The 19534-nt window shown below is 59.4% G+C and carries 19 protein-coding genes and 1 pseudogene; 7 read left to right on the plus strand and 13 right to left on the minus strand.

The window, feature by feature from the left end; all coding sequences use genetic code 11:
- Positions 1–4: 4 nt before the first annotated feature.
- The 3 genes from AC1DLT_RS29980 to AC1DLT_RS29990 all read right to left on the minus strand — a co-directional run bounded on the left by AC1DLT_RS29980 (position 5) and on the right by AC1DLT_RS29990 (position 3623).
- A complete protein-coding gene (locus AC1DLT_RS29980) occupies positions 5–1192 on the minus strand; it encodes a M20 aminoacylase family protein (RefSeq protein ID WP_477489137.1) in 1188 nt (395 codons plus the stop codon).
- A gap of 77 nt (positions 1193–1269) precedes the next feature.
- A complete protein-coding gene (locus tag AC1DLT_RS29985; RefSeq protein WP_477489138.1) occupies positions 1270–2607 on the minus strand; it encodes an LLM class flavin-dependent oxidoreductase in 1338 nt (445 codons plus the stop codon).
- A gap of 20 nt (positions 2608–2627) precedes the next feature.
- Positions 2628–3623, minus strand: a complete 996-nt coding sequence (locus AC1DLT_RS29990; protein ID WP_477489139.1) for an MsnO8 family LLM class oxidoreductase — start codon at positions 3621–3623, stop codon at positions 2628–2630.
- A 573-nt stretch (positions 3624–4196) separates the two neighbouring features.
- Here AC1DLT_RS29990 and AC1DLT_RS29995 point away from each other — a divergent pair.
- From AC1DLT_RS29995 to AC1DLT_RS30020, 6 genes are all read left to right on the plus strand, one after another.
- The gene (locus tag AC1DLT_RS29995) at positions 4197–4586 is read left to right on the plus strand and encodes a c-type cytochrome (RefSeq protein WP_040124711.1); all 390 of its coding nucleotides are present in this window, start codon (positions 4197–4199) and stop codon (positions 4584–4586) included.
- 130 nt (positions 4587–4716) lie between these two features.
- Complete coding sequence (locus tag AC1DLT_RS30000; RefSeq protein ID WP_040124709.1) at positions 4717–5538, plus strand: cytochrome c oxidase subunit II; 822 nt, start codon at positions 4717–4719, stop codon at positions 5536–5538.
- Positions 5539–5587: 49 nt separating this feature from the next.
- Entirely contained in the window at positions 5588–7366 is a 1779-nt protein-coding gene (gene ctaD / locus AC1DLT_RS30005) for a cytochrome c oxidase subunit I (protein ID WP_247135643.1), read from the plus strand.
- Positions 7363–8076 (plus strand): cytochrome c oxidase subunit 3, encoded by a 714-nt coding sequence (locus AC1DLT_RS30010; protein WP_040124706.1) that lies wholly within the window; start codon positions 7363–7365, stop codon positions 8074–8076. Before ctaD ends, AC1DLT_RS30010 begins: the two co-directional genes overlap by 4 nt.
- Positions 8077–8099: 23 nt before the next feature.
- Positions 8100–8819 (plus strand): heme-copper oxidase subunit III family protein, encoded by a 720-nt coding sequence (locus AC1DLT_RS30015; RefSeq protein WP_477489140.1) that lies wholly within the window; start codon positions 8100–8102, stop codon positions 8817–8819.
- A 7-nt stretch (positions 8820–8826) separates the two neighbouring features.
- The gene (locus tag AC1DLT_RS30020; RefSeq protein ID WP_477489141.1) at positions 8827–9189 is read left to right on the plus strand and encodes a cytochrome C oxidase subunit IV family protein; all 363 of its coding nucleotides are present in this window, start codon (positions 8827–8829) and stop codon (positions 9187–9189) included.
- A 28-nt stretch (positions 9190–9217) separates the two neighbouring features.
- Here AC1DLT_RS30020 and AC1DLT_RS30025 read toward each other — a convergent pair whose 3' ends face one another.
- The 9 genes from AC1DLT_RS30025 to AC1DLT_RS30065 all read right to left on the minus strand — a co-directional run bounded on the left by AC1DLT_RS30025 (position 9218) and on the right by AC1DLT_RS30065 (position 17999).
- The gene (locus AC1DLT_RS30025) at positions 9218–10042 is read right to left on the minus strand and encodes a DUF2189 domain-containing protein (RefSeq protein WP_477489142.1); all 825 of its coding nucleotides are present in this window, start codon (positions 10040–10042) and stop codon (positions 9218–9220) included.
- 342 nt (positions 10043–10384) lie between these two features.
- Positions 10385–10543, minus strand: a complete 159-nt coding sequence (locus AC1DLT_RS30030) for a hypothetical protein (protein WP_477489143.1) — start codon at positions 10541–10543, stop codon at positions 10385–10387.
- Between the two features lie 62 nt (positions 10544–10605).
- Complete coding sequence (locus tag AC1DLT_RS30035; protein WP_040124699.1) at positions 10606–12243, minus strand: hydantoinase B/oxoprolinase family protein; 1638 nt, start codon at positions 12241–12243, stop codon at positions 10606–10608.
- A 14-nt stretch (positions 12244–12257) separates the two neighbouring features.
- Positions 12258–14348 carry a hydantoinase/oxoprolinase family protein gene (locus AC1DLT_RS30040; protein ID WP_477489144.1) on the minus strand — a complete coding sequence of 697 codons (2091 nt, stop codon included), beginning with the start codon at positions 14346–14348 and terminating at the stop codon, positions 12258–12260.
- Between the two features lie 174 nt (positions 14349–14522).
- The gene (locus AC1DLT_RS30045) at positions 14523–15368 is read right to left on the minus strand and encodes a transporter substrate-binding domain-containing protein (RefSeq protein WP_477489145.1); all 846 of its coding nucleotides are present in this window, start codon (positions 15366–15368) and stop codon (positions 14523–14525) included.
- A 39-nt stretch (positions 15369–15407) separates the two neighbouring features.
- Positions 15408–16058: an amino acid ABC transporter permease gene (locus AC1DLT_RS30050; protein ID WP_477489146.1), complete on the minus strand. Its 651-nt coding sequence runs from the start codon at positions 16056–16058 to the stop codon at positions 15408–15410.
- Positions 16059–16067: 9 nt separating this feature from the next.
- Positions 16068–16736, minus strand: a complete 669-nt coding sequence (locus AC1DLT_RS30055) for an amino acid ABC transporter permease (RefSeq protein ID WP_477489147.1) — start codon at positions 16734–16736, stop codon at positions 16068–16070.
- A 10-nt stretch (positions 16737–16746) separates the two neighbouring features.
- Positions 16747–17487, minus strand: coding sequence for an amino acid ABC transporter ATP-binding protein (locus tag AC1DLT_RS30060; protein ID WP_040125767.1), 741 nt, complete (start codon positions 17485–17487; stop codon positions 16747–16749).
- Positions 17488–17525: 38 nt separating this feature from the next.
- Positions 17526–17999 (minus strand): RidA family protein, encoded by a 474-nt coding sequence (locus AC1DLT_RS30065; protein WP_040124690.1) that lies wholly within the window; start codon positions 17997–17999, stop codon positions 17526–17528.
- A 448-nt stretch (positions 18000–18447) separates the two neighbouring features.
- On the opposite strand from AC1DLT_RS30065, the gene AC1DLT_RS30070 reads away from it, so the two are divergent.
- Entirely contained in the window at positions 18448–19200 is a 753-nt protein-coding gene (locus tag AC1DLT_RS30070; protein ID WP_247137029.1) for a FadR/GntR family transcriptional regulator, read from the plus strand.
- A gap of 206 nt (positions 19201–19406) precedes the next feature.
- On the opposite strand, the pseudogene AC1DLT_RS30075 reads toward AC1DLT_RS30070, so the two are convergent.
- A pseudogene (locus AC1DLT_RS30075) lies at positions 19407–19534 on the minus strand (IS3 family transposase); the annotation flags it as partial.

Genomic DNA, 19534 nt, shown 5'->3' on the forward strand with positions numbered 1-19534 from the left:
AGGATCAGGAAAGATAAGTTTCGGCGAGCCGCACCCAGAACCGCGCGGCGGGGGCGATGATCTCGTCGTTGAAGTTGTAGTGGGGACTGTGAAGCGCGCTGCTGTCGCCATTGCCGACGAAGAGATAGGAGCCCGGCCGCTGCTGCAGCATGTAGGCGAAGTCCTCGCTGGCGGTGCGCGGCCGGAAATCCTTCGCGACCTGTTCCACCGGGAAGTTTTCCTCGGCGACGCGACGTGCAAATCGTGTCTCCTCGGCGTGGTTGATCACGGCCGGAAAACCGCGCCGGTAGTTCACATCCGCAAAGGCGCCAAAGCTCTCCGCCTGGGCGCGCGCCAAAGCCGGCACGCGCTCCTCCAACTTGTCGCGGATCGCCTCGGAATAGGCCCGGGCGGTCAGCTTCAGTTCGACGCTTTCCGGAATGACATTCGAGGCGGAGCCGCCATGGATCGAACCCACCGTCAGCACCGCCATTTCCAGTGGATCAACATTGCGGGCGACGATGCTTTGCAGCGCGGTGATGAACGAGGCCGAAGCGAGCACGGGATCAACGGCCTCATGCGGCGCCGCCCCGTGCCCTCCCCGTCCGACGATGCGGATCAGCGCCTGGTCCACTGAGGCCATCGCCGGTCCCTCGACGAAACCGAACTGTCCCAATGTGACACCCGGCCAGTTGTGCAGCCCGAAGATCGCATCGATCGGAAACCGCTCGAACAGCCGGTCCTCAATCATCTTGCGGGCACCAGCACCGAGTTCCTCCGCCGGCTGGAAGATCAGCGTCAGGGTACCGTCGAATTTGCCATGTTCAGCAAGATAACGAGCCGCCGCGAGCAGGATCGTAGCGTGCCCGTCATGGCCGCAAGCATGCATGACGCCGGGGTTGCGGCTGGAATAATCGAGATTGGTCGCCTCCTCGATCGGCAGCGCATCGATATCCGCACGGATACCGATGCGCTTGCCGCCCTGCCCCCGCGAAAGCGTCGCGACCACGCCATAACCGCCGATACCTTCCGTCACCTCGTAGCCGTAGGATTGGAGGTATCTGGCCACGAGCCCGGAAGTCCGCCGCTCCTGGAAAGAGAGTTCGGGATATTGGTGGAGGTCGCGCCTTATAGCGACGAGCTCGTCGATCGAGGCAAGGATCACCCGTTCGGCGTCGTCGCGATGACGCGCGCCGTCAATATGGATATTCATGATCTTCTGCTTTCCGAAGGTTGGGGGCGCACGCCTTGTGCACCCGTTTACCTCTTCAGTGCGCTAAGCGTTGAGCGTTATGCCCGAGCCTTCTCCGCAGCCGGATGACCGTCCGTGTAGATGCTTTCTTTCCGGGGCAGCCCGAGATGGTCCCGCAGGGTCTCGCCTTCCAGATGCGGATCGAAGTAGCCGCGCTTCTTGAGGATCGGGATGACCAGCCGAATGAAATCGTCCAGTCCTTCGGCGATGACCGGGAAGCCAAGGATGAAGCCGTCCGCGGCCTCCTGCTCCACCCAGTCGATGAGCTTGTCGGCAATCGCTTCCGCCGTGCCGACGAAACCTTCGCGTGGCGTTGCGGCTTCCAGTGCAGCTTCTCGCAGTGTCTGCCCCTTTTCTTTAGCGATCCGCTTGATGCGGTCGGTCGTCGAGCGGAAGCTGTTTTTGCCGATATCGCCGAGTTCAGGGAATGGCGCATCCAGATCGTAGACGCTGAAATCATGGTGATCGAAGAAGCGGCCAAGATAGGCGAGCGCATCATCGGTCGAGATCAGGTTGCGGATGATATTGTATTTCTCTTCCGCTTCGGCCTGCGTCTCGCCGACGATTGGACCGATGCCCGGGAAGATCTTCACGTCATCTGCCGAGCGCCCCTGTGCGACGGCAGACTGCTTCACACGCCGGAAGAAGGTCTGGTTTTCCTCCAGCGAGACAGTATTGGTGAAAACCGCGTCCGCGTGTTTGCCGGCGAGGCCGATGCCGGCATCCGACGAACCGGCCTGAAAGAGGACCGGCTGCCCCTGCGGCGAGCGCTGGATGTTGAGCGGACCTTCGACCTGAAAGAAGCGACCCTTGTGGTCCAGCCGATGCAGCTTTTTGCGATCGAAGAACCTGCCGCTTGCCCGATCACGCACGAAGGCGTCGTCGTCCCAGCTGTCCCATAGACCTTTGACGATCTCCAGATATTCATGCGCCATCTCGTAGCGCAGCGAATGTTCCGGATGCGGGCGGCTGTAATTTTTGGCTGTGCCTTCAAGCGGCGTCGTCACCGCATTCCAGCCGGCCCGGCCACCGCTGATCAGGTCGAGCGAGGCGAACTGGCGGGCGACCGTAAAGGGGTCGCTATAGGACGTCGAAACTGTGCCGGCGAGGCCGATCTTCGTGGTGACGGTCGCCAGCGCCGAGAGGATGGTCAGCGGTTCGAAGCGGTTGAGGAAATGTGGGATCGACTTCTCGTTGATGTAAAGCCCGTCCGCCACGAAGGCGAAGGCAATGCCCGCGGCTTCGGCCTTCAGCGCCGTCGCCTTGAAGAAATCGAGGTTGACGCTCGCATCCACCGGGCTCTTCGGATGACGCCAGGAATTCATGTGGCCACCGGCGCCCTGTAGCATGATGCCGAAACTGATTTTCTTGGTCATTTTGTATCTCCTTCAGGAAATCAAGCCGCGGCCGAAAGCGGCCGGCGGGCCAGAAGCTCGATGGATGCAAGCCGCTCATCGGCACTCACTGCGGGCGGTTCGAGGATAAACTCCTCGATGCCGTGGGCTTTCGAAAGGCGCGCGAGTTCTTCATGGACGCTTTCCGGCGTGCCGTGCAGCACGCTCGGCTTGCGTTCCTCGATGCGGTATTCCTTGGCGCCGGCCTGTCTGGCGAATTCCTCCGCCTGATCCCGGCGGCCGAGGCTGACCGACTGGCCGTTGTCTAGAAACACCTTGAAGATCTTCAACTCGGAAATCTGTACGGCCGCGTGGGCGGCATTTTCCGACGCATAGGCCGCGAGTGCCAGGATCGCGGACTTACCGCCACTCTGTTTCCGGAATGTATCAAGGCTCAGCTGGAGGTTTCCCGGATCGCCGTTCAGATGGCCAGCAAAGACGAAATTCCAGCCATGGGCCGCGGCAAGCCGAGCACTGTCGGGGCTGGCGCCGAGCAGGAAACGGTCGGCGGTGACCGGCGGCCTCGGCCCGGAAAATGCAAGCGCCTCACCGACTTTCACCATGGCAGAATTATCGAGAAACGCGGTCAGATCGGAAAGCTGCTCGACGAAATCCGGCTTTGCGGCGCGATAGGCCTGAAGCGCAGCTGTTGCCTTGGGCAGCCCGCCTGGCGTCTTGCCGACCCCGAGATCGACACGGCCAGGCGCCAGCGAAGACAGGAGGTTGAACACTTCTGCCACCTTGAAGGGGCTATAATGCTGCAGCATGACCCCGCCTGACCCGACGCGGATACTCGCAGTGTTGGCGAGGATCCAGGAGACCAGCACTTCCGGCGCAGAGCTGGCGAGTTCGGTTCCGCCGTGATGCTCCGCCACCCAGAAACGGCGATATCCCAGCTCTTCCGCCCTCTTCGCCAGATTGACCGTGTTGGAGAGCGCCGAAATGGCGCTTTCCCCGGACGAAATGGGACTTTTGTCGAGAAGGCTCAGAGCGTACATCGGGGACCTCATGGATCATCGCTGAAATGCACCGCTATTTGTCTATTAATTTAGTATATAATGAAGGGCGATATTTCTGATTGCATCGACAAAAGGGGAAAATCGTTTTTCGATCTGATGAAAATTCGCCGCTCCCATCGTCGGGCTGCCCATGTAGGGTGCAACAACTCTGTAGAACCATTCGATGTCTAGATTGTCGAAGACATCCAGATCATCGACCATAGGCTTCACACAACTGATCGCGGTCGGAAGGATCGGCCGGCGTTCGGAGAACAGCCGCCATTTTCTCAGCAGACGGGAACGTGGTCAGAAGGATCGTCTGCGACCATGATTTGTTGTGGGAAATGATGACGCCTGTAGCCGATGGGCGAATTCTCATCCCACCATATCCATGCCCCACTCCTTGACACAACGCCGTTAGGGCCATTGAGCTAAATATGATCCTCGACCTCTTGTGGGGCCGGTTGACTTACCAACCTTAAGGACTACTCTTTAGTGATCGCAAGCATATCCACGCCCGGATGGGGTGGATGATGGGGCGATTGGGCAACCTTGAGGAGGATGAGGTTTGCCATGACCTATCGTGTTATTCTGTTGATCGGCGCGTCTATCGTCGCCGTTTCGTCGTTTGATGCCGCAGCTCAGGAAGGTGACGCGACGGCGGGCGCCACCGTTTTCAAGAAATGCGCGACCTGTCATATCGTCGATTCCGATACGAACAAGGTCGGCCCGTCACTGAACAAGCTGTTTGGCCGAAAGGCCGGAACGCATCCCAATTTCGCCTATTCGACCGGGATGAAAGAGGCCGGAGACGGCGGCCTCGTCTGGGACGAGGCGACGTTGCGCGACTATCTGCACAATCCAAAAGCGAAGGTGAAGGGCACCAAGATGACCTTCGTCGGCCTGAAGGACGAGCAGGAGATCACCAATCTCATCGCCTATCTCAAACAATATTCCCAGTAACCGGCCGAGAGACCACCGGCTGGACATGCCTAAATTGCAGTAATTGCCCATCTTTTCCATTCGTGCGATAATAACCCCGTATTTTTGCGGAATGCGGTTTCACGGTCGACCTGCTCAGGGAGGGGCGGAAATGGCTGTTGTGCTGATTCTCGTCTTGATTGTTGTCGGCTCCGTGCTGTTCCATGTGCTGAGCCCGTGGTGGTGGACGCCGATCGCCTCCAACTGGACCTATATCGACAGCACGCTCGTCATCACCTTCTGGATCACCGGCATCGTCTTCGTGGCTGTGGTTTCGTTCATGGCCTATTGCGTCTTTCGCTTCCGACACAAGCCAGGCAACCAGGCGGCCTATGAGCCCGAAAACCGCAGGCTGGAATGGCTGCTGGCATCGGGAACGGCAGTCGGCGTCGCGGCGATGCTTGCGCCTGGCCTGGTGGTGTGGAACCAGTTCATCACGGTGCCCGACGATGCCGTGCCGGTCGAGGTCGTCAGCCAGCAGTGGCTGTGGAACTTCCGCCTGCCGGGCGCGGACGGAAAGCTCGGCCGCGCCGAGACGCGCGACGTCAGCGCCGAAAATCCGCTCGGCCTGAACAAGAACGACGCAAGCGGCCTCGACGACGTGATCATCGAGGGCGGCGAGCTGCATCTGCCGGTCGGCAAGCCGGTGCGCATATTGCTGCGCTCGGTCGATGTTCTCCATGATTTCTACGTGCCGGAATTCCGCGCCAAGATGGACATGATCCCCGGCATGATCACCTATTTCTGGTTCACGCCGACGCGCACGGGAAGCTTCGAGATCCTCTGCGCCGAACTCTGCGGCGTCGGCCATCCGCAAATGCGCGGCACCGTCGTCGTCGACGAGGATGCGGACTACCAGACCTGGCTTGGGCAGCAGCAGACATTCACCCAGCTTACGGCGTCATCGGGAGAGCCGCCGCGGCCGGCAAACTGACCCGGCGGAGCGGCCGGAAGCCGCTTCGGAAGGAAAGGGAAGAGAGATCATGGTCGAGATTCCATCCGGAAGTGCAGGCGCCATCCCCGCCGCCGAAGTCGAGGATGTCGAGCTTTATCATCCGAGCAGCTGGTGGACGAAATATGTGTTCAGCCAGGATGCCAAGATCATCGCCGTGCAATACTCGATGACCGCTATCTCGATCGGCCTTGTAGCGCTGGTGCTCTCCTGGCTGATGCGGCTGCAGCTTGCCTTTCCCGGCTATTTCGCCTTCATCGATGCCGATCACTATTATCAGTTCATCACCATGCACGGGATGATCATGGTGATCTATCTCCTCACCGCGCTGTTCCTCGGTGGTTTCGGCAACTACCTCATTCCGCTGATGGTCGGCGCCCGCGACATGGTGTTTCCCTACGCCAACATGCTGAGCTACTGGATCTACCTGCTCGCGGTGCTGATCCTGGTCGCCGGCTTTTTCGCCCCCGGCGGCCCGACGGGGGCGGGCTGGACGCTTTATCCGCCGCAATCCGTTCTTTCCGGCACCCCCGGCGGCAAGGACTGGGGCATCCTCCTCATGCTCTCGTCGCTGATCGTCTTCATCATCGGCTTCACCATGGGCGGGCTGAACTATGTGGTGACGGTGCTGCAGGGGCGGGCGCGCGGTATGACACTGATGCGCATGCCGCTCACCGTCTGGGGCATTTTCACCGCCACCGTGATGGCGCTGCTCGCCTTCCCTGCCCTGTTCGTCGCTTGCGTCATGATGCTGTTCGACCGCGTGCTCGGCACGAGCTTCTTCATGCCCGCCATCGTCGAGATGGGCACGCAGCTGCAGCACGGCGGCGGCAGCCCGATCCTCTTCCAGCACCTGTTCTGGTTCTTCGGGCATCCCGAGGTCTATATTGTAGCACTTCCCGCCTTCGGCATCGTTTCGGACCTGATCAGCACGCATGCGCGCAAGAACATCTTCGGCTACCGCATGATGGTCTGGGCGATCGTCATCATCGGTGCGCTGAGCTTCGTCGTGTGGGCACACCACATGTATGTCAGCGGCATGAACCCGGCCTTCGGCTTCTTCTTCGCCACCACGACGCTGATCATCGCCGTCCCGACGGCGATCAAGGTCTATAACTGGGTGCTGACGCTCTGGCGCGGCGACATCCACCTGACTCTGCCGATGCTCTTTGCGCTCGCCTTCATCGTCACCTTCGTCAATGGCGGGCTGACGGGCCTCTTCCTCGGCAATGTCGTCGTCGACGTGCCGCTGTCGGACACGATGTTCGTCGTCGCGCATTTCCACATGGTCATGGGTGTGGCGCCGATCCTCGTCATCTTCGGGGCGATCTATCACTGGTATCCGAAGGTGACGGGACGCATGCTGAACGACGTGCTCGGCCATATCCACTTCTGGATCACCTTCCTCGGCGCCTATGCGATCTTCTTTCCGATGCATTATCTCGGCCTGCTCGGGGTGCCGCGCCGCTATTTCGAGATGGGAGAAACGGCCTTCGTTCCGCCTTCGGCCCATACGCTGAACATCTTCATCACCGTCATGGCGCTGATCGTCGGGGCCGGACAGATGGTCTTTCTGTTCAATCTCGTCTGGAGCCTTTTCCGGGGGAAAGAGGCCGGCGGCAATCCATGGCGGGCGACGACGCTGGAATGGCAGACGCCGCAGACCCCGCCCGCCCATGGCAACTGGGGCAAGGACCTGCCCGTCGTCTACCGCTGGGCCTATGACTACAGCGTGCCGGGAGCGGCCGAGGATTTCATTCCGCAGAATGTTCCGGCAAGCGATGGCGTCACCCGGGAGGTTCCCGCATGAACGTCATCCTGATCTTCCTTGCCGCGATCGCCGCCATCATCATCTGGTGGCTTTCCGGGCAGCGGCTGACCTCGAAGCCCTGGCTGGAAACCGGGTCGGTGCAACTGCCGGATCATATCGGCGCAGACCGGCGACAGCCGCCGGCGGTGAAGATCGGCCTCTTCGTGTTTCTCGGCGTCGTCGGCGCCGTCTTCAGCCTTGCCGTCAGTGCCTATTTCATGCGCATGGCGTCGGCCGACTGGTGGGGCATGCCGGTTCCGCGCCTCCTCTGGGTGAACACCGCAGCACTCGCATCGAGCAGTGCCGCGCTGCAATGGGCGAGACGAGAAGCGGGACACGGCCGCATGGAAAGCCTGCGGCCGGCGCTTGTGACAGGACTTGCGCTTGCCGTCTTCTTTCTCGTCGGGCAGATTCAGGCATGGCGGGAACTGGTGTCAGCCGGCTACGTGCTGGCCGACAATCCCGCCAACAGCTTCTTCTACATGCTGACCGGCCTGCACGGGCTGCATATCCTCGGTGGGCTGGCCGTGCTTGCGCACACGACGGTCAGGGCATTTTCAACCGACGTTGCGCCGGAGAGGCTGCGCCTCAGCGTCGATCTCTCCGCCATCTATTCGCATTTCATGCTCGCCGTCTGGCTGTTGCTCTTTGCGCTATTTGCCGGGTGGGCGAATGATTTCGTCGATCTCTGCCGCACATTGCTGACCTAGGGGCCGAACCGGGAGATTTGCAGATGGCACAGACTATCGGGACACATGGCGAGCCAGACCTCAGGCCGGCGGGCCTGCGCGGTGTCGCCGCCGATTTCGCGTCGGATCAGCGCGCCTTCAAGACCGCCTCCTGGGGCAAGGCGATGATGTGGATCTTTCTCTTGAGCGACACCTTCGTTTTCGGCTGTTTCCTGATCGCCTACATGACCGCCCGCATGTCGACGCCGGTCGCCTGGCCCAATCCGAGCGAGGTCTTCGCGCTGCATATTGGCGGCCAGGACGTGCCGCTGATCCTGATCGCGATCATGACCTTCGTGCTGATCTCGAGCAGCGGCACCATGGCAATGGCAGTCAATTTCGGCTATCGCCGCGACCGCCGCACGACCGCGGTCTTGATGCTGCTAACGGCGCTTCTCGGCGCATGCTTCGTCGGCATGCAGGCCTTCGAATGGACGAAGCTGATCACCGAAGGTGTGCGCCCCTGGGAAAACCCCTGGGGGGCGGCACAGTTCGGATCGACCTTCTTCATGATTACCGGCTTTCACGGCACCCATGTCACGATCGGCGTCATCTTTCTCCTCATCGTCGCCCGCAAGGTCTGGCGGGGCGATTTCGACCAGGAACGGCGCGGCTTCTTCACCAGCCGGAGAGGTCGCTACGAGGCCGTCGAGATCATGGGCCTCTACTGGCACTTCGTCGATCTGGTCTGGGTCTTCATTTTCGCATTCTTCTATCTGTGGTGAGGTCGTCATGAACGAGACAGCGGCGCATGCACACATCCAATCTGGACAACGGCTCCAAACCGGGCAGCAGCACCCGATCCGGCTCTACCTCCTCGTCTGGGGCATGCTCTTCGTGCTCAGCGCCTTTTCCTACATGGTCGATTATCTCGGCTTCCAGGGTTATCTCAGATGGACGCTGATCCTGTTGTTCATGATGCTGAAGGCCGGGCTGATCGTTGCCGTCTTCATGCACATGGCCTGGGAACGGCTGGCGCTCGTTTACGCCATCCTGCTGCCGCCGCTGCTGGTGCTTGTTTTCGTCGCGCTGATGGTATCGGAGGCGGACTATACGATCTTCACCCGCCTCGCCTTCTTCGGCATTGGTCCCTGAGGGGCAGTGCCGAAGCCGGTTTTCCGACCTACCGACCGCTGCTGCTCCCCAAGCCGGATTCCGGTTCAACGACCTTGCGATACAGATGCCAGGTCGCATGGCCGAGTACCGGGATCACGATAGCCAGACCGGCAAAGAACATCGCAAAACCGACGACCAGAAGCACCGCCACGATGAGACCCCAGAGCATGAATTCCATGGGATTGACCGCGAAGGCTTTCATCGAGGTATAGACCGCCGCCGCCGCACCGGTGTCACGATCAAGAAGCAGCGGAAATGCAATGACTGTGGTGCAAAGCACGGCCAGAGCGAAGAGGAAGCCGACGGCATTGCCGTAGAGGATCAGCTGCCAACCCCTGCTCGTCGAGAACACCTCGTTGACGAAAGTCATCAGCGATTCCGGCCGTCCCGGCCCGAACAGGCTGACATAGAGCGACTGCGCCGTCAGAAGCCACAGGATAAAAATCACCGCGAGCATAAGACCGATGGCAAGGATTGCCGGGACCGCCGGGGAATGTCTGATTTCGAGCGCATGCTGCCAGGAGGTGTCAAGGCCAAGCTCCCGCCGGCGACTGATTTCATAAAGACCCAGCGCCGCTATCGGACCGATCAGGGCAAAGCCTGACATGAGCGGAAACAGCAGTGGCAACGCATTGGCACCGGATGTCCAATACGCGAGGATCACGCCGGCCATAGGGTAGATCAGGCAGAGAAAGACGTAGTGCGACGGCTTGGTCCAGAAATCATCCAACCCCTGACGCAACGAAGTGAAGACATCTGCTACATTGATGCGCCGCACGGTGGGATAGGCCACCTTCCTGGCGCCTCCCGCGATCACGTGAAAATGTGCCATAACAATTCCTCTCCATTCTTGTCACAGACAACAACGACCACAACGGATACCCGCGTTAGGAACGGCGCCATAGGACTGAACCTGCACGCGTGAAGATTATACGCCCCCGGTCGACACTTGACCAGCGGCGCAGAATTGCTGCGCATCTAAGCGTCGTCGCCTAAACCATATGTCAGTGAGTGGGGCGTGGAATTGTCACGATATCGAGCAGTGATCGAACCATGCCGCTGCTGTCTGAGATCGGGTAACGCGCCCGTCACGACGTTCCAACGCGCCATGGCGCGGATGCGATGAATGTCAATGGCGAGAGACGAGCGCCTGGGCAGTGGCATGACGGAGAGATTACGAGACGCCAAGAAAATCGAGATGGAACGCCGCAGACCTCCGGCTGATCGGAACCCCTGTGTTGTCCGCTCTCGTTTTCGCAGCAGCAGACGCCATCGCGATGGCCATGCTCGGGGACGACTTGACGCCGCCCGCCCGCTTGTTCTCGAAAGTCATGTCTAACTCCCCAGGGAAACTGTGTTTGTGGCCGGCGGATCTCACCACCGGTCACTGGCGGATTAGCTTTTCGGCGCGTAGTCGAAATCCTTGTCTCGCTGCGCTGCCGCCGGATCACGCTTATCGGGCGCGCCGTATCCTCCACCGCCCGGAAGCTGCAGGATCAATCTGCGGCCGGCCGGCACATGCTGACGCCCCTTGGTGGCAAGAACCGTTCCGTCATCAAGCAAGACGGCACCCGCGGCGCCATCGGCCCCACCCTCACGTCCACGGGGTGGATGGTCGACGCGATCGAACATGGCGTTGAAATGCATCTCGTGACCTTCGGTCGGCGATATCTCCACCACCTGGCCTAGACCGCCGCGGAACTGTCCGGCGCCACCGGAACCGTCTCGCAACTCCTTGCGCCAAAAGATCACCGGGCCGACATGCTCGGTCGCCTCGATCGACATGGAATGCACGCCGCTCGGGAACGCCGTGGCGCTGAGGCCGTCGAGTGTGGAGCGAGCACCGGCGCCGCCGCTGTTAAACAACAGCACTTCTGCACGTTGCCCGCCCTCGGCTGGTGCCTTATCCCCCTGTAGCGGACGCACGCTGACATGCAGGTTCCACAATGCCCCTGCCCCTTCTGCCGGCACTTTGCCGGGAAGCATCTTGTGCACGGCCCCGAGCACCGCATCAGGAACCAGATGGCCAAGCACGTGGCGAACGGAAACAGGCGCCGGGTGCTGGGCATTGAGGATGCAGTTCTTCGGGGCGGTTACACGGAATGGCAGCAAAGACGCGTGGTTGTTGGGGATCTCCGGCGCGATCGAGCATTTCATGCCATAGCAGGCATAGGCGGCCGAATAGATGATCGGGCAGTTGATACCCTTCGGGCTTGGCGGTGACGTCCCCTCGAAATCAGCGAGGATATGGTCCTCTGCCACGTCGAGACGCACAGCGATATCGATCGGCGAACCGTACCCATCGACGCGCATAGTGTTCGAATAAGTGCCCTTCGGCAGGGCCGCGATGCGCTCGATGGTGGCGTCATAGCTACGCTTGAAGATGAAATCGCCCAGCGTTTCCAGATCGGCGAGCCCGAACTCTTCCATCATGTCCATCAGCCGACGATGGCCGATCTCGTTGCAGGCGGCCAGCGAATAGACGTCACCGACCACCTGATGGCTTTCGCGGACGTTGTTGTGCAGGATGTTGACGAGGTCCTTGTTGACCTTGCCGCGCTCGGCAAATTTCATGATCGGGACGAAGATGCCTTCTTCGTAGACCTCGTTGGCATCCGGCCCAAAACCGCGGCCGCCGACATCCACCACGTGCGCCGTGCAGGCGAAATAGCCGACGAGCGCGCCATTGCGGAAGCTGGGCGAGACCACGGTGAAATCGTGCAGGTGACCGGTGCCCTTCCACGGATCGTTGGTGATGTAGACATCGCCTTCGAAGATGTTTTCAGGCCCGATGTCGCGGATGAAGTGGCCGACGGCCTCGGCCATGGCGTTGACGTGGCCGGGTGTGCCGGTCACCGCCTGGGCGATCATCTTGCCACCGCGGTTGAAGACGCCGGCGGAAAGATCGCCTGATTCACGCACACTGGTCGAGAAGGCGGTTCGGATGAGCGTGACGGCTTGTTCTTCCACAACGGAGATCAGCCTGTTCCACATGATCTGCATGTGGACGTCGGAAAGTGCGCTGGTTTTCATGTCAAATCCTCCGTTCAAGCGCTCTGCTTGACGCGTATGAGCAGGCAGCCATCCGACTGCATGATGACTTCGCGGCTCGTGGTGATAATCGTTGACGTCTCGCGTTCGGTGATGACAGCGGGACCGGAAACCCAGTCGCCCGGTTTCATGTCGACGCGCGCGACAATCGACGCGCTCAGAAAGCTGCCTTCCTGGACGTCGAAGATTTCGCGGGTACCGCGGACCTTGGCTTCGCCGACCTTTGCGGTCTTGCCTATCCTCGCCGGCGGGGCAACCTTTGAGGTTGCGCGCAAGGACCAGCTGACGATCTCGACGTCGAGACCATCGATGACCCGACCGAAAAAGTGTTCGTACTGCTCGTCAAACAGCTTGCGGAACAGGTGGCCGTCCGCATCGGCGTAGTCGCGTACCTCGATCGTGACCGGCACTTCCCACCCCTGACCGACGTAACGCATGTAAGCCGTACATTCGAGATCTGGATTTGCTTCGGGCGAACCGGAACGCACGAACGATATGGCCTCGGCGCTGAGGTCAGCGATCGTCTGATTGATCGCATCCGCATCGAACCGGCTAAGCCGGCTGTAGGCGCTACGCACGCTTTCGAAACCGAAGGGAGCGCGCAGGAAGCCGATCGCAGAACCGACGCCGGCACCGGGCGGGATCAGCAGGTCCGACATGCCGAGCTTTTCGCACAGACGGGCGGCGTGGATGGGAGCTGCGCCGCCGAAGGCGATCATGGTGAATTCGGAAAGCTCCTTGCCATTCTCCACGGCATGCATACGCGCCGCGTTGCTCATGTTCTCGTCGACCACCTCGCTGAGGCCGTAAGCGGCGGTCGCGATATCAGTGTTGAGCTTGGAGGCGAGGTCGGCATCCATCGCCTTGTCGCAGGCCGGGCGGTCGAGCTTCATCGCGCCACCTGCGAACTCCTCCGGATCGAGACGACCGAGGATCAGGTCGGCATCGGTGACGGTCGGGTTCGCGCCGCCGCGGCCATAGCAGGCCGGGCCTGGCTCGGAGCCGGCGCTGTGCGGGCCGACACGGATCTGGCGCATGCTGTCGATGGTGGCGATCGAGCCGCCGCCGGCACCGATCTCGACCATCTCGATGACGGGGATAGAGATCGGCATGCCGCTGCCTTTCTTGAAACGCCACGTTCGCGCCACCTCGAAGGTCTTGGAGGTTTTTGGCGTCTGCTTTTCGATCAGGCAGATTTTTGCAGTGGTGCCGCCCATGTCATAGGAAAGGACCTGATCAAGACCGTAGCTGCTGGCGATATGGGCGGCAAAAATCGCACCGCCGGCAGGACCGGATTCCAGCAGACGAACCGGAAACTCGATCGCGCTTTCGACGCTGATGATGCCGCCACCCGAATGGATCATGAAGACCTGGCAGCGCGTGCCTTCCTCGGTCAGGCGTCCAACGAGGCGGTTGAGATAAGATGCCATCAACGGTTTGACGAAGGCGTTGGCGCAGACGGTGTTGAAGCGCTGGAACTCGCGCATTTGCGGAGAGACTTCCGACGAGATCGACACGGAAATATCGGATTTCTTGGCCAGAAGACGGTCGCGAACAACCTTCTCGTGCGCGCCGTTAAGATAGGAATGGATGAAGCCGATGGCGACGCTGTCGTAACCGGCAGCGACGATGCTGTCGCACAGCGCATCAACCTCGGCAAGATCGAGAGGTTTCAGCACCGAACCGTCGGCGCCGATCCTTTCATCGATGACGAAACGTTCGTTTCGCGGCACCAGCGGCGACGGCAGCACAATATCGAGGTCATATTGTTCGAAGCGGCTTTCGGTGCGCATCTCGATGACGTCGCGAAAGCCCTTGGTGGTGATAAAGGCGGTGCGGGCGCCGCGCCGTTCGATCAGAGCGTTGGTGGCGAGCGTGGTGCCATGAATGATCGTGTCGATCTGCGAAAGCTCGACACCGGCGACCTCGGCGACCTCTCGGACGCCCTTCACGATCGCATTTTCGGGATAGGAATAATCGGTCAGCACCTTGATTGAATGGAGTGTGGTACCGACCTCCATTGCAACGTCGGTAAAGGTGCCGCCGATATCCACACCGACCCTGATCTGCTTGCCATCTTTCGTCATTTTCTCGACTATGCTCCCTAAGCGAGCTGTTGTTGCGCTTGCCCGATAACCCGATTTTCGGCGTGCAGCGGCCTGTCCCCGCCCGCACAGACGGGCGGGGGTCAAAAGCTCTTGAATGTGTTGAGTTTCTTAAGCTCAGCGCGGCAGCTGTAGCGGCAACGCAGAGCTTTGGCGCTACAGTTTCCCGGTAAAGTCTACACCCGGCAATTCTGTTGGAAGTTTTGCACGGTCGACGCCGATCCACTTCTTGTAGAGGGCATCGAGTGACCCGTCCGTCGTGTGCTTGATAACGAAGTCCGTCAGGAAGGCGAGCAGTTCCTTATCGCCCTTGCGGACCGCCATACCCTGGAAGTTGTCGGCGACTTTGTATTTGCGTTCGAACTGCTTGTCATAACCGGTCTCTTTGATGACGAGGCCATAGGTGACGCTGCCTACGATCGCATCAACCTGACCGGACAAAAGCGATTGAACAGTCGTGGCGTCGTCATCGAAGCGCTTGATCTGCGTACCCTTCGGCGCGACCTTGACCAGCAGCGGCTCGAAAGCGCTGCCGCGGTTAACACCGATCACGTATTTCGAAAGATCCTCGTTACCTTTTATGGAGGCGTCCGTCTTGCCCCAGACAGTAATGTCGTTCGACGAATAGGGAATGACATACTGGATCACCTTGGCGCGTTCTTCGGTGATCGTCATCGACGGCACCAGGAAGTCAACGTTGCCGTTCACCAGCAGCGGAATGCGGTTCTGGCCTGTGATACGTTCGAACTTCACCTCGACGCCCAGCTCCTTGGCGATCATCTTGGCGATTTCGATATCGAAACCGTCATTGCCGCCCTTGGAGTCGATAAAACCCCACGGAAACTGGTCCATCTGCACGCCGATGGTTGCCGTGCCCTTGGCCTTGATCTCCTCGGATGTGACAGCCATTGCCGTCGTTGCGAATGAAGTCGCGGCGAAGAGAATGGCGGTAAGGCCGCTCAGGGCTTTCGAACGCGAAGGGGTAGAGACTGCGTTGGTCATGTGATCACCTCTGGTTGGTTTCTTGGCATGCGTTTTGTCTTACCGCGCGGCGTTGAGGCGCCGCTCGATCCGGGCACTGCAGTAGGTCAGTGGTACGCAGAGAAAGAAGTAGATGAGTGCGACCGCCCCGTAGACCTGCAGCGGCTGAAACGTGATGTTCGACATCAACTGACCGGAGCGGGTCAGTTCCGTGAGACCGAGCAGCGCGGCAAGTGCCGTGCCCTTGATCAGGTTGACGAGGAAGCTGATGGTGGCCGGCAGGCCGATGCGCAAGGCTTGGGGCAGCACGACATCGACCATGCGATGCCTGTAGCCGATGCCCAGTGCGCGTGCCGCCTCGCTCTGTCCATCGGGAACGGCCTGGATGCTGCCGCGCCAGATTTCGCCGAGGAACGCGCTGGTGTGAAGCGACAGGCCGATCGTCAGCGCCACCCAGACATCCACTTTGAAGCCCAAAAGTGGCAGGCCGAAATACACGAAGAACAGCTGAACCAGCAATGGCGTGCCCTGAAATATCTGGATGTACGTCGCCATGAAGATGCGCAACGGTTTCCATTTGCTGGTGCGTCCAAGCGCAACAGCCAGACCCAGCGCTCCGCCGACCGTGACGGCAAGAAGCGAAAGGACAACTGTCCAACGTGCGCCTTCAAGCAAAAAGAGGAATTCATTCCAGCCAAATTGACGGATCATCGGACTGCCTCACTTTGCCGGATAGGAAAAATAGACCCGGCCGATCATGCCGAGGGTGACGGAAACGAACTGGGACAACAGGAGGTAGATGACGCCGAGCGTGAGATAGATCTCGAAGCTTCGGAATGTCTGGGCATCCAGCGTCTGTGCAAAATAGGTAAGCTCTTCCGCCGAGACCGACGAAACCAGACTTGAGTTCAGCATCATCAGGATGAATTGGCTGCACAGCGCCGGATAGACGGTCCGGATGGCCGGCCGGAAGACGATGAACCGATAGATATCAGCCGTATGCATCCCAAGCGCCCTGCCCGCCTCGATCTGTCCTGGACGGATAGACTGCACACCGCCGCGCACGATCTCAGCCGCGTAGGCGGCGCAATTCAGCGTCATGGCCAGGATTGCCGCCTGTTCGCCGCTGAGCCGGATGCCAATTGCGGGCATGCCGAAAAAGACAAAGAACACCTGCACGAGGATAGGCGTGTTGCGGATCAGCTCGATGTAGCCAATCGCAATCGTGCGCAGCGTTGGCAGCTTGCTCATGCGCATCATCATGAAGAAAATGCCGAGCGACAATCCGAACACCATCGAGAGAGACGACATTCTCAACGTACCGATCACGCCTTCCAGCAGCGTTGGCCACGCAGCAAAAACGGGTGCGAAGTCGAAAGTGTAATTCATCAGCCCCTCCTCAATGGTTGAGGATCTGGCTGAGGAACGTTCTGGTTCGCTCGTGAGCCGGATTGCTGAAAAATACGTCGGGTTTGGCGCTCTCTATGATTTCGCCGCGGTCCATGAAGATGACACGGTGGGCGACCGCTCGTGCAAACCCCATCTCGTGGGTTACACAGATCATCGTGATGCCGTCGTCAGCAAGCGAGATCATCGTGTCGAGCACTTCCTTGACCATCTCAGGGTCGAGCGCTGAAGTCGGCTCGTCGAACAGCATGATCTTGGGGTCCATGCAGAGCGCCCGCGCGATTGCCACGCGCTGCTGCTGACCACCGGAAAGCTGAGCCGGATATTTCTGTGCCTGTTCAGCAATGTGGACGCGCTCGAGATGACGCATCGCTTTTTCCTTTGCGTCAGTCACCGAAGCCTTGCGCACCCGGCGCTGCGCCAGCATGCAGTTTTCCAGGACGGTTAGATGCGGAAACAGGTTGAACTGCTGGAACACCATGCCGACATCGCGGCGAATATGGTCGGCATTGCTACCCTTTTGGCTCAGCTCCGTGCCATTGACGGCAATGCTTCCCTCCTGGATTTCCTCCAGGTGATTGATACAGCGGATAAGGGTCGATTTGCCGGAACCTGAAGGTCCACACAGAACGATATGCTCGCCGCGACCAACTTCAAGGTTGATTCCCTTCAAGACCTGGAGATGACCGTACCATTTGTTGACGCCCGTCATGGCTATGGCTTTTTCCGACATGCTGGTCCCGTTCATGGCCAGTTCCCCTTTATTTGATGTCAGGCTTTCGGTGCGACTTCGAAAATGGCGTCGACTTCTACGGAAGATCCGCGCGGCAATGAGCCCGCACCAATCGCGGTGCGAACGTGGCGTCCCTTGTCTCCAAAGATCTCCACGAGAAGGTCGGAAGCGCCGTCGATGACGGCTGGATGGCCCCCGAAATCCGGCGGCGCATTAACGAAACCACGCAATTGAGCGCAGGCAATGACCCGGTCCAGATCGCCATCCAGCGCGGCATTCGCTCTGGCAACGATGTTGAGCGCGCAAAGGCGAGCGGCCTTGTATGCGTCCTCGGGCGAAATGTCCTGACCGACCACGCCGACATAATGCTCGACACCGTCGATCCGCGGGATCTGGCCCGATACGAAAAGAAGGCTCCCGACGAGCCTGTAAGGAATGTAATTTCCTGAAGCCGGGGCAATCGCAGGCAAAACGATACCGAGCTCCGAGAGACGTGCGACGACGACACCCATAGCAGTTTTCCGTTATTGTAAGACGCGCTGATGCGCGAACCACGTTCCCGGGACCATTCATCAGAAGCCATAAGCGTCGAATGTCGATCCACTTTTCTGATGATGAAGATTGACGAAATAGTATCTCATGTCAAGAGAGAATTCAGAGGTACTATCTCTTGAGCTGACGGTTTCCTACATGCTACTTTTTAGAAGCTTTTACAAGATATTAGCCAACTTAAGACGACCACTTCTCTGGTAGCGGCATTAAAATTTCGACCCGTTTCCCGCATTTTTTTTGAGGCCGGCCGCTGATTTGCGCCCAGTGGAACTTCTCTACGTCAAGTGTGCGCACACTAAGGCAATAAATCAGTGGTGGGTAGTAGCATCACCTCGGGATGAAGTGATAACTTGCGTCAAACCCTGCAGTCATTCAGCGGGGCGCGACTTAGACAAAGGGAAACAGGTTTTGGACACTTTAACGGGCCGAACAATAAAGGCACTTAAAGCTCACATCGGCAGCAACCAGTTCGAAAGCGGTACCAAGCTCGGATCGCTTGCGGAATTGTCGGAGCAGTTCGGCGTCAGCAGAACAGTCATTCGAGAAGCAGTGTCCGCCTTGCGGTCCGACGGCATTGTCGAGTCGCGACATGGTGTCGGGGTGTTCGTTCGCAACAGACCAAGCCCCGATATCGAAGATGCCAACTCGTTGGATGCAAGCCTCGCGCTTGCTCCCCTGGCTCGTCTGCAGACGTCATTCATGGATCTGCTGGAGCTCAGAATGGCTTTCGAGGTGCATGCTGCCGGGCTGGCGGCGGTTCGGCGATCCTGGGCTCAGGAATCCAATATCTGGAACGCCGCTCGCGAGTTCGAAGCCTCACTTGAAGACGAAGCTGCGCTTGATCATCTCGACTTCGTCTTTCATCGTTCAATCGCAGAAGCGACGAACAATGGTGCTTTCATCGAGTTCTTCAGCCTTATGAGCCTGCAGATTCTCCCGCAACCGGCTTTCTCCAAGCAGCTCAATCCTGCGCTCATAACTCTAGACTATATCCAGAATACTGTGGTCGAACATCGGGCAATCTGCGAGGCAATTAGCTCAGGCAGTGCGGAACGGGCGCGCGAGGCGATGAGAATTCATCTTAGCCGTAGCCATCTACGGTATCGCGGTTTTTCGGACGACGCTGCCTCGCCCCTGAGCAATGTGGCGCCCAAAGACTAGCCCACTTCGCCGTACTATGCTCTTGATGGGATTTGAACCATCGGCCCGTCTTACGGTCTGATTATGTGGCGTAGGTCCACTTCTGTCCCACTCAGAGGCATGTTGTCGGAAAGTGGTTTGCAAGTGGGTTCTATTTCGGTGGGTCGATGACCGTCATGCTGATGCTCCCAACTTGCGTGAATCGGACTTGACCTGCCACTGAACTTTCATCCAGCGGCGGTTAGAGCCTCGGCGGCTTTGAATATGCCAAATGGCGCGGTTTGAGCAACCGGCGGAAACGCGAAGCTTTCATCTTGCGCAGCGTTGGAACCGGTTGCGGCGATGGTCCCGGCAT

This window comes from Neorhizobium sp. 05N33 (assembly GCF_056397445.1).

Bases quoted from the DNA above. Each gene is read 5' to 3' on its own strand.
- AC1DLT_RS29980 (WP_477489137.1), bottom strand. From the start codon at position 1,192: ATGAATATCCATATTGACGGCGCGCGTCATCGCGACGACGCCGAACGG.
- AC1DLT_RS29985 (WP_477489138.1), bottom strand. From the start codon at position 2,607: ATGACCAAGAAAATCAGTTTCGGCATCATGCTACAGGGCGCCGGTGGC.
- AC1DLT_RS29990 (WP_477489139.1), bottom strand. From the start codon at position 3,623: ATGTACGCTCTGAGCCTTCTCGACAAAAGTCCCATTTCGTCCGGGGAA.
- AC1DLT_RS29995 (WP_040124711.1), top strand. From the start codon at position 4,197: ATGACCTATCGTGTTATTCTGTTGATCGGCGCGTCTATCGTCGCCGTT.
- AC1DLT_RS30000 (WP_040124709.1), top strand. From the start codon at position 4,717: ATGGCTGTTGTGCTGATTCTCGTCTTGATTGTTGTCGGCTCCGTGCTG.
- ctaD (WP_247135643.1), top strand. From the start codon at position 5,588: ATGGTCGAGATTCCATCCGGAAGTGCAGGCGCCATCCCCGCCGCCGAA.
- AC1DLT_RS30010 (WP_040124706.1), top strand. From the start codon at position 7,363: ATGAACGTCATCCTGATCTTCCTTGCCGCGATCGCCGCCATCATCATC.
- AC1DLT_RS30015 (WP_477489140.1), top strand. From the start codon at position 8,100: ATGGCACAGACTATCGGGACACATGGCGAGCCAGACCTCAGGCCGGCG.
- AC1DLT_RS30020 (WP_477489141.1), top strand. From the start codon at position 8,827: ATGAACGAGACAGCGGCGCATGCACACATCCAATCTGGACAACGGCTC.
- AC1DLT_RS30025 (WP_477489142.1), bottom strand. From the start codon at position 10,042: ATGGCACATTTTCACGTGATCGCGGGAGGCGCCAGGAAGGTGGCCTAT.
- AC1DLT_RS30030 (WP_477489143.1), bottom strand. From the start codon at position 10,543: ATGACTTTCGAGAACAAGCGGGCGGGCGGCGTCAAGTCGTCCCCGAGC.
- AC1DLT_RS30035 (WP_040124699.1), bottom strand. From the start codon at position 12,243: ATGAAAACCAGCGCACTTTCCGACGTCCACATGCAGATCATGTGGAAC.
- AC1DLT_RS30040 (WP_477489144.1), bottom strand. From the start codon at position 14,348: ATGACGAAAGATGGCAAGCAGATCAGGGTCGGTGTGGATATCGGCGGC.
- AC1DLT_RS30045 (WP_477489145.1), bottom strand. From the start codon at position 15,368: ATGACCAACGCAGTCTCTACCCCTTCGCGTTCGAAAGCCCTGAGCGGC.
- AC1DLT_RS30050 (WP_477489146.1), bottom strand. From the start codon at position 16,058: ATGATCCGTCAATTTGGCTGGAATGAATTCCTCTTTTTGCTTGAAGGC.
- AC1DLT_RS30055 (WP_477489147.1), bottom strand. From the start codon at position 16,736: ATGAATTACACTTTCGACTTCGCACCCGTTTTTGCTGCGTGGCCAACG.
- AC1DLT_RS30060 (WP_040125767.1), bottom strand. From the start codon at position 17,487: ATGTCGGAAAAAGCCATAGCCATGACGGGCGTCAACAAATGGTACGGT.
- AC1DLT_RS30065 (WP_040124690.1), bottom strand. From the start codon at position 17,999: ATGGGTGTCGTCGTCGCACGTCTCTCGGAGCTCGGTATCGTTTTGCCT.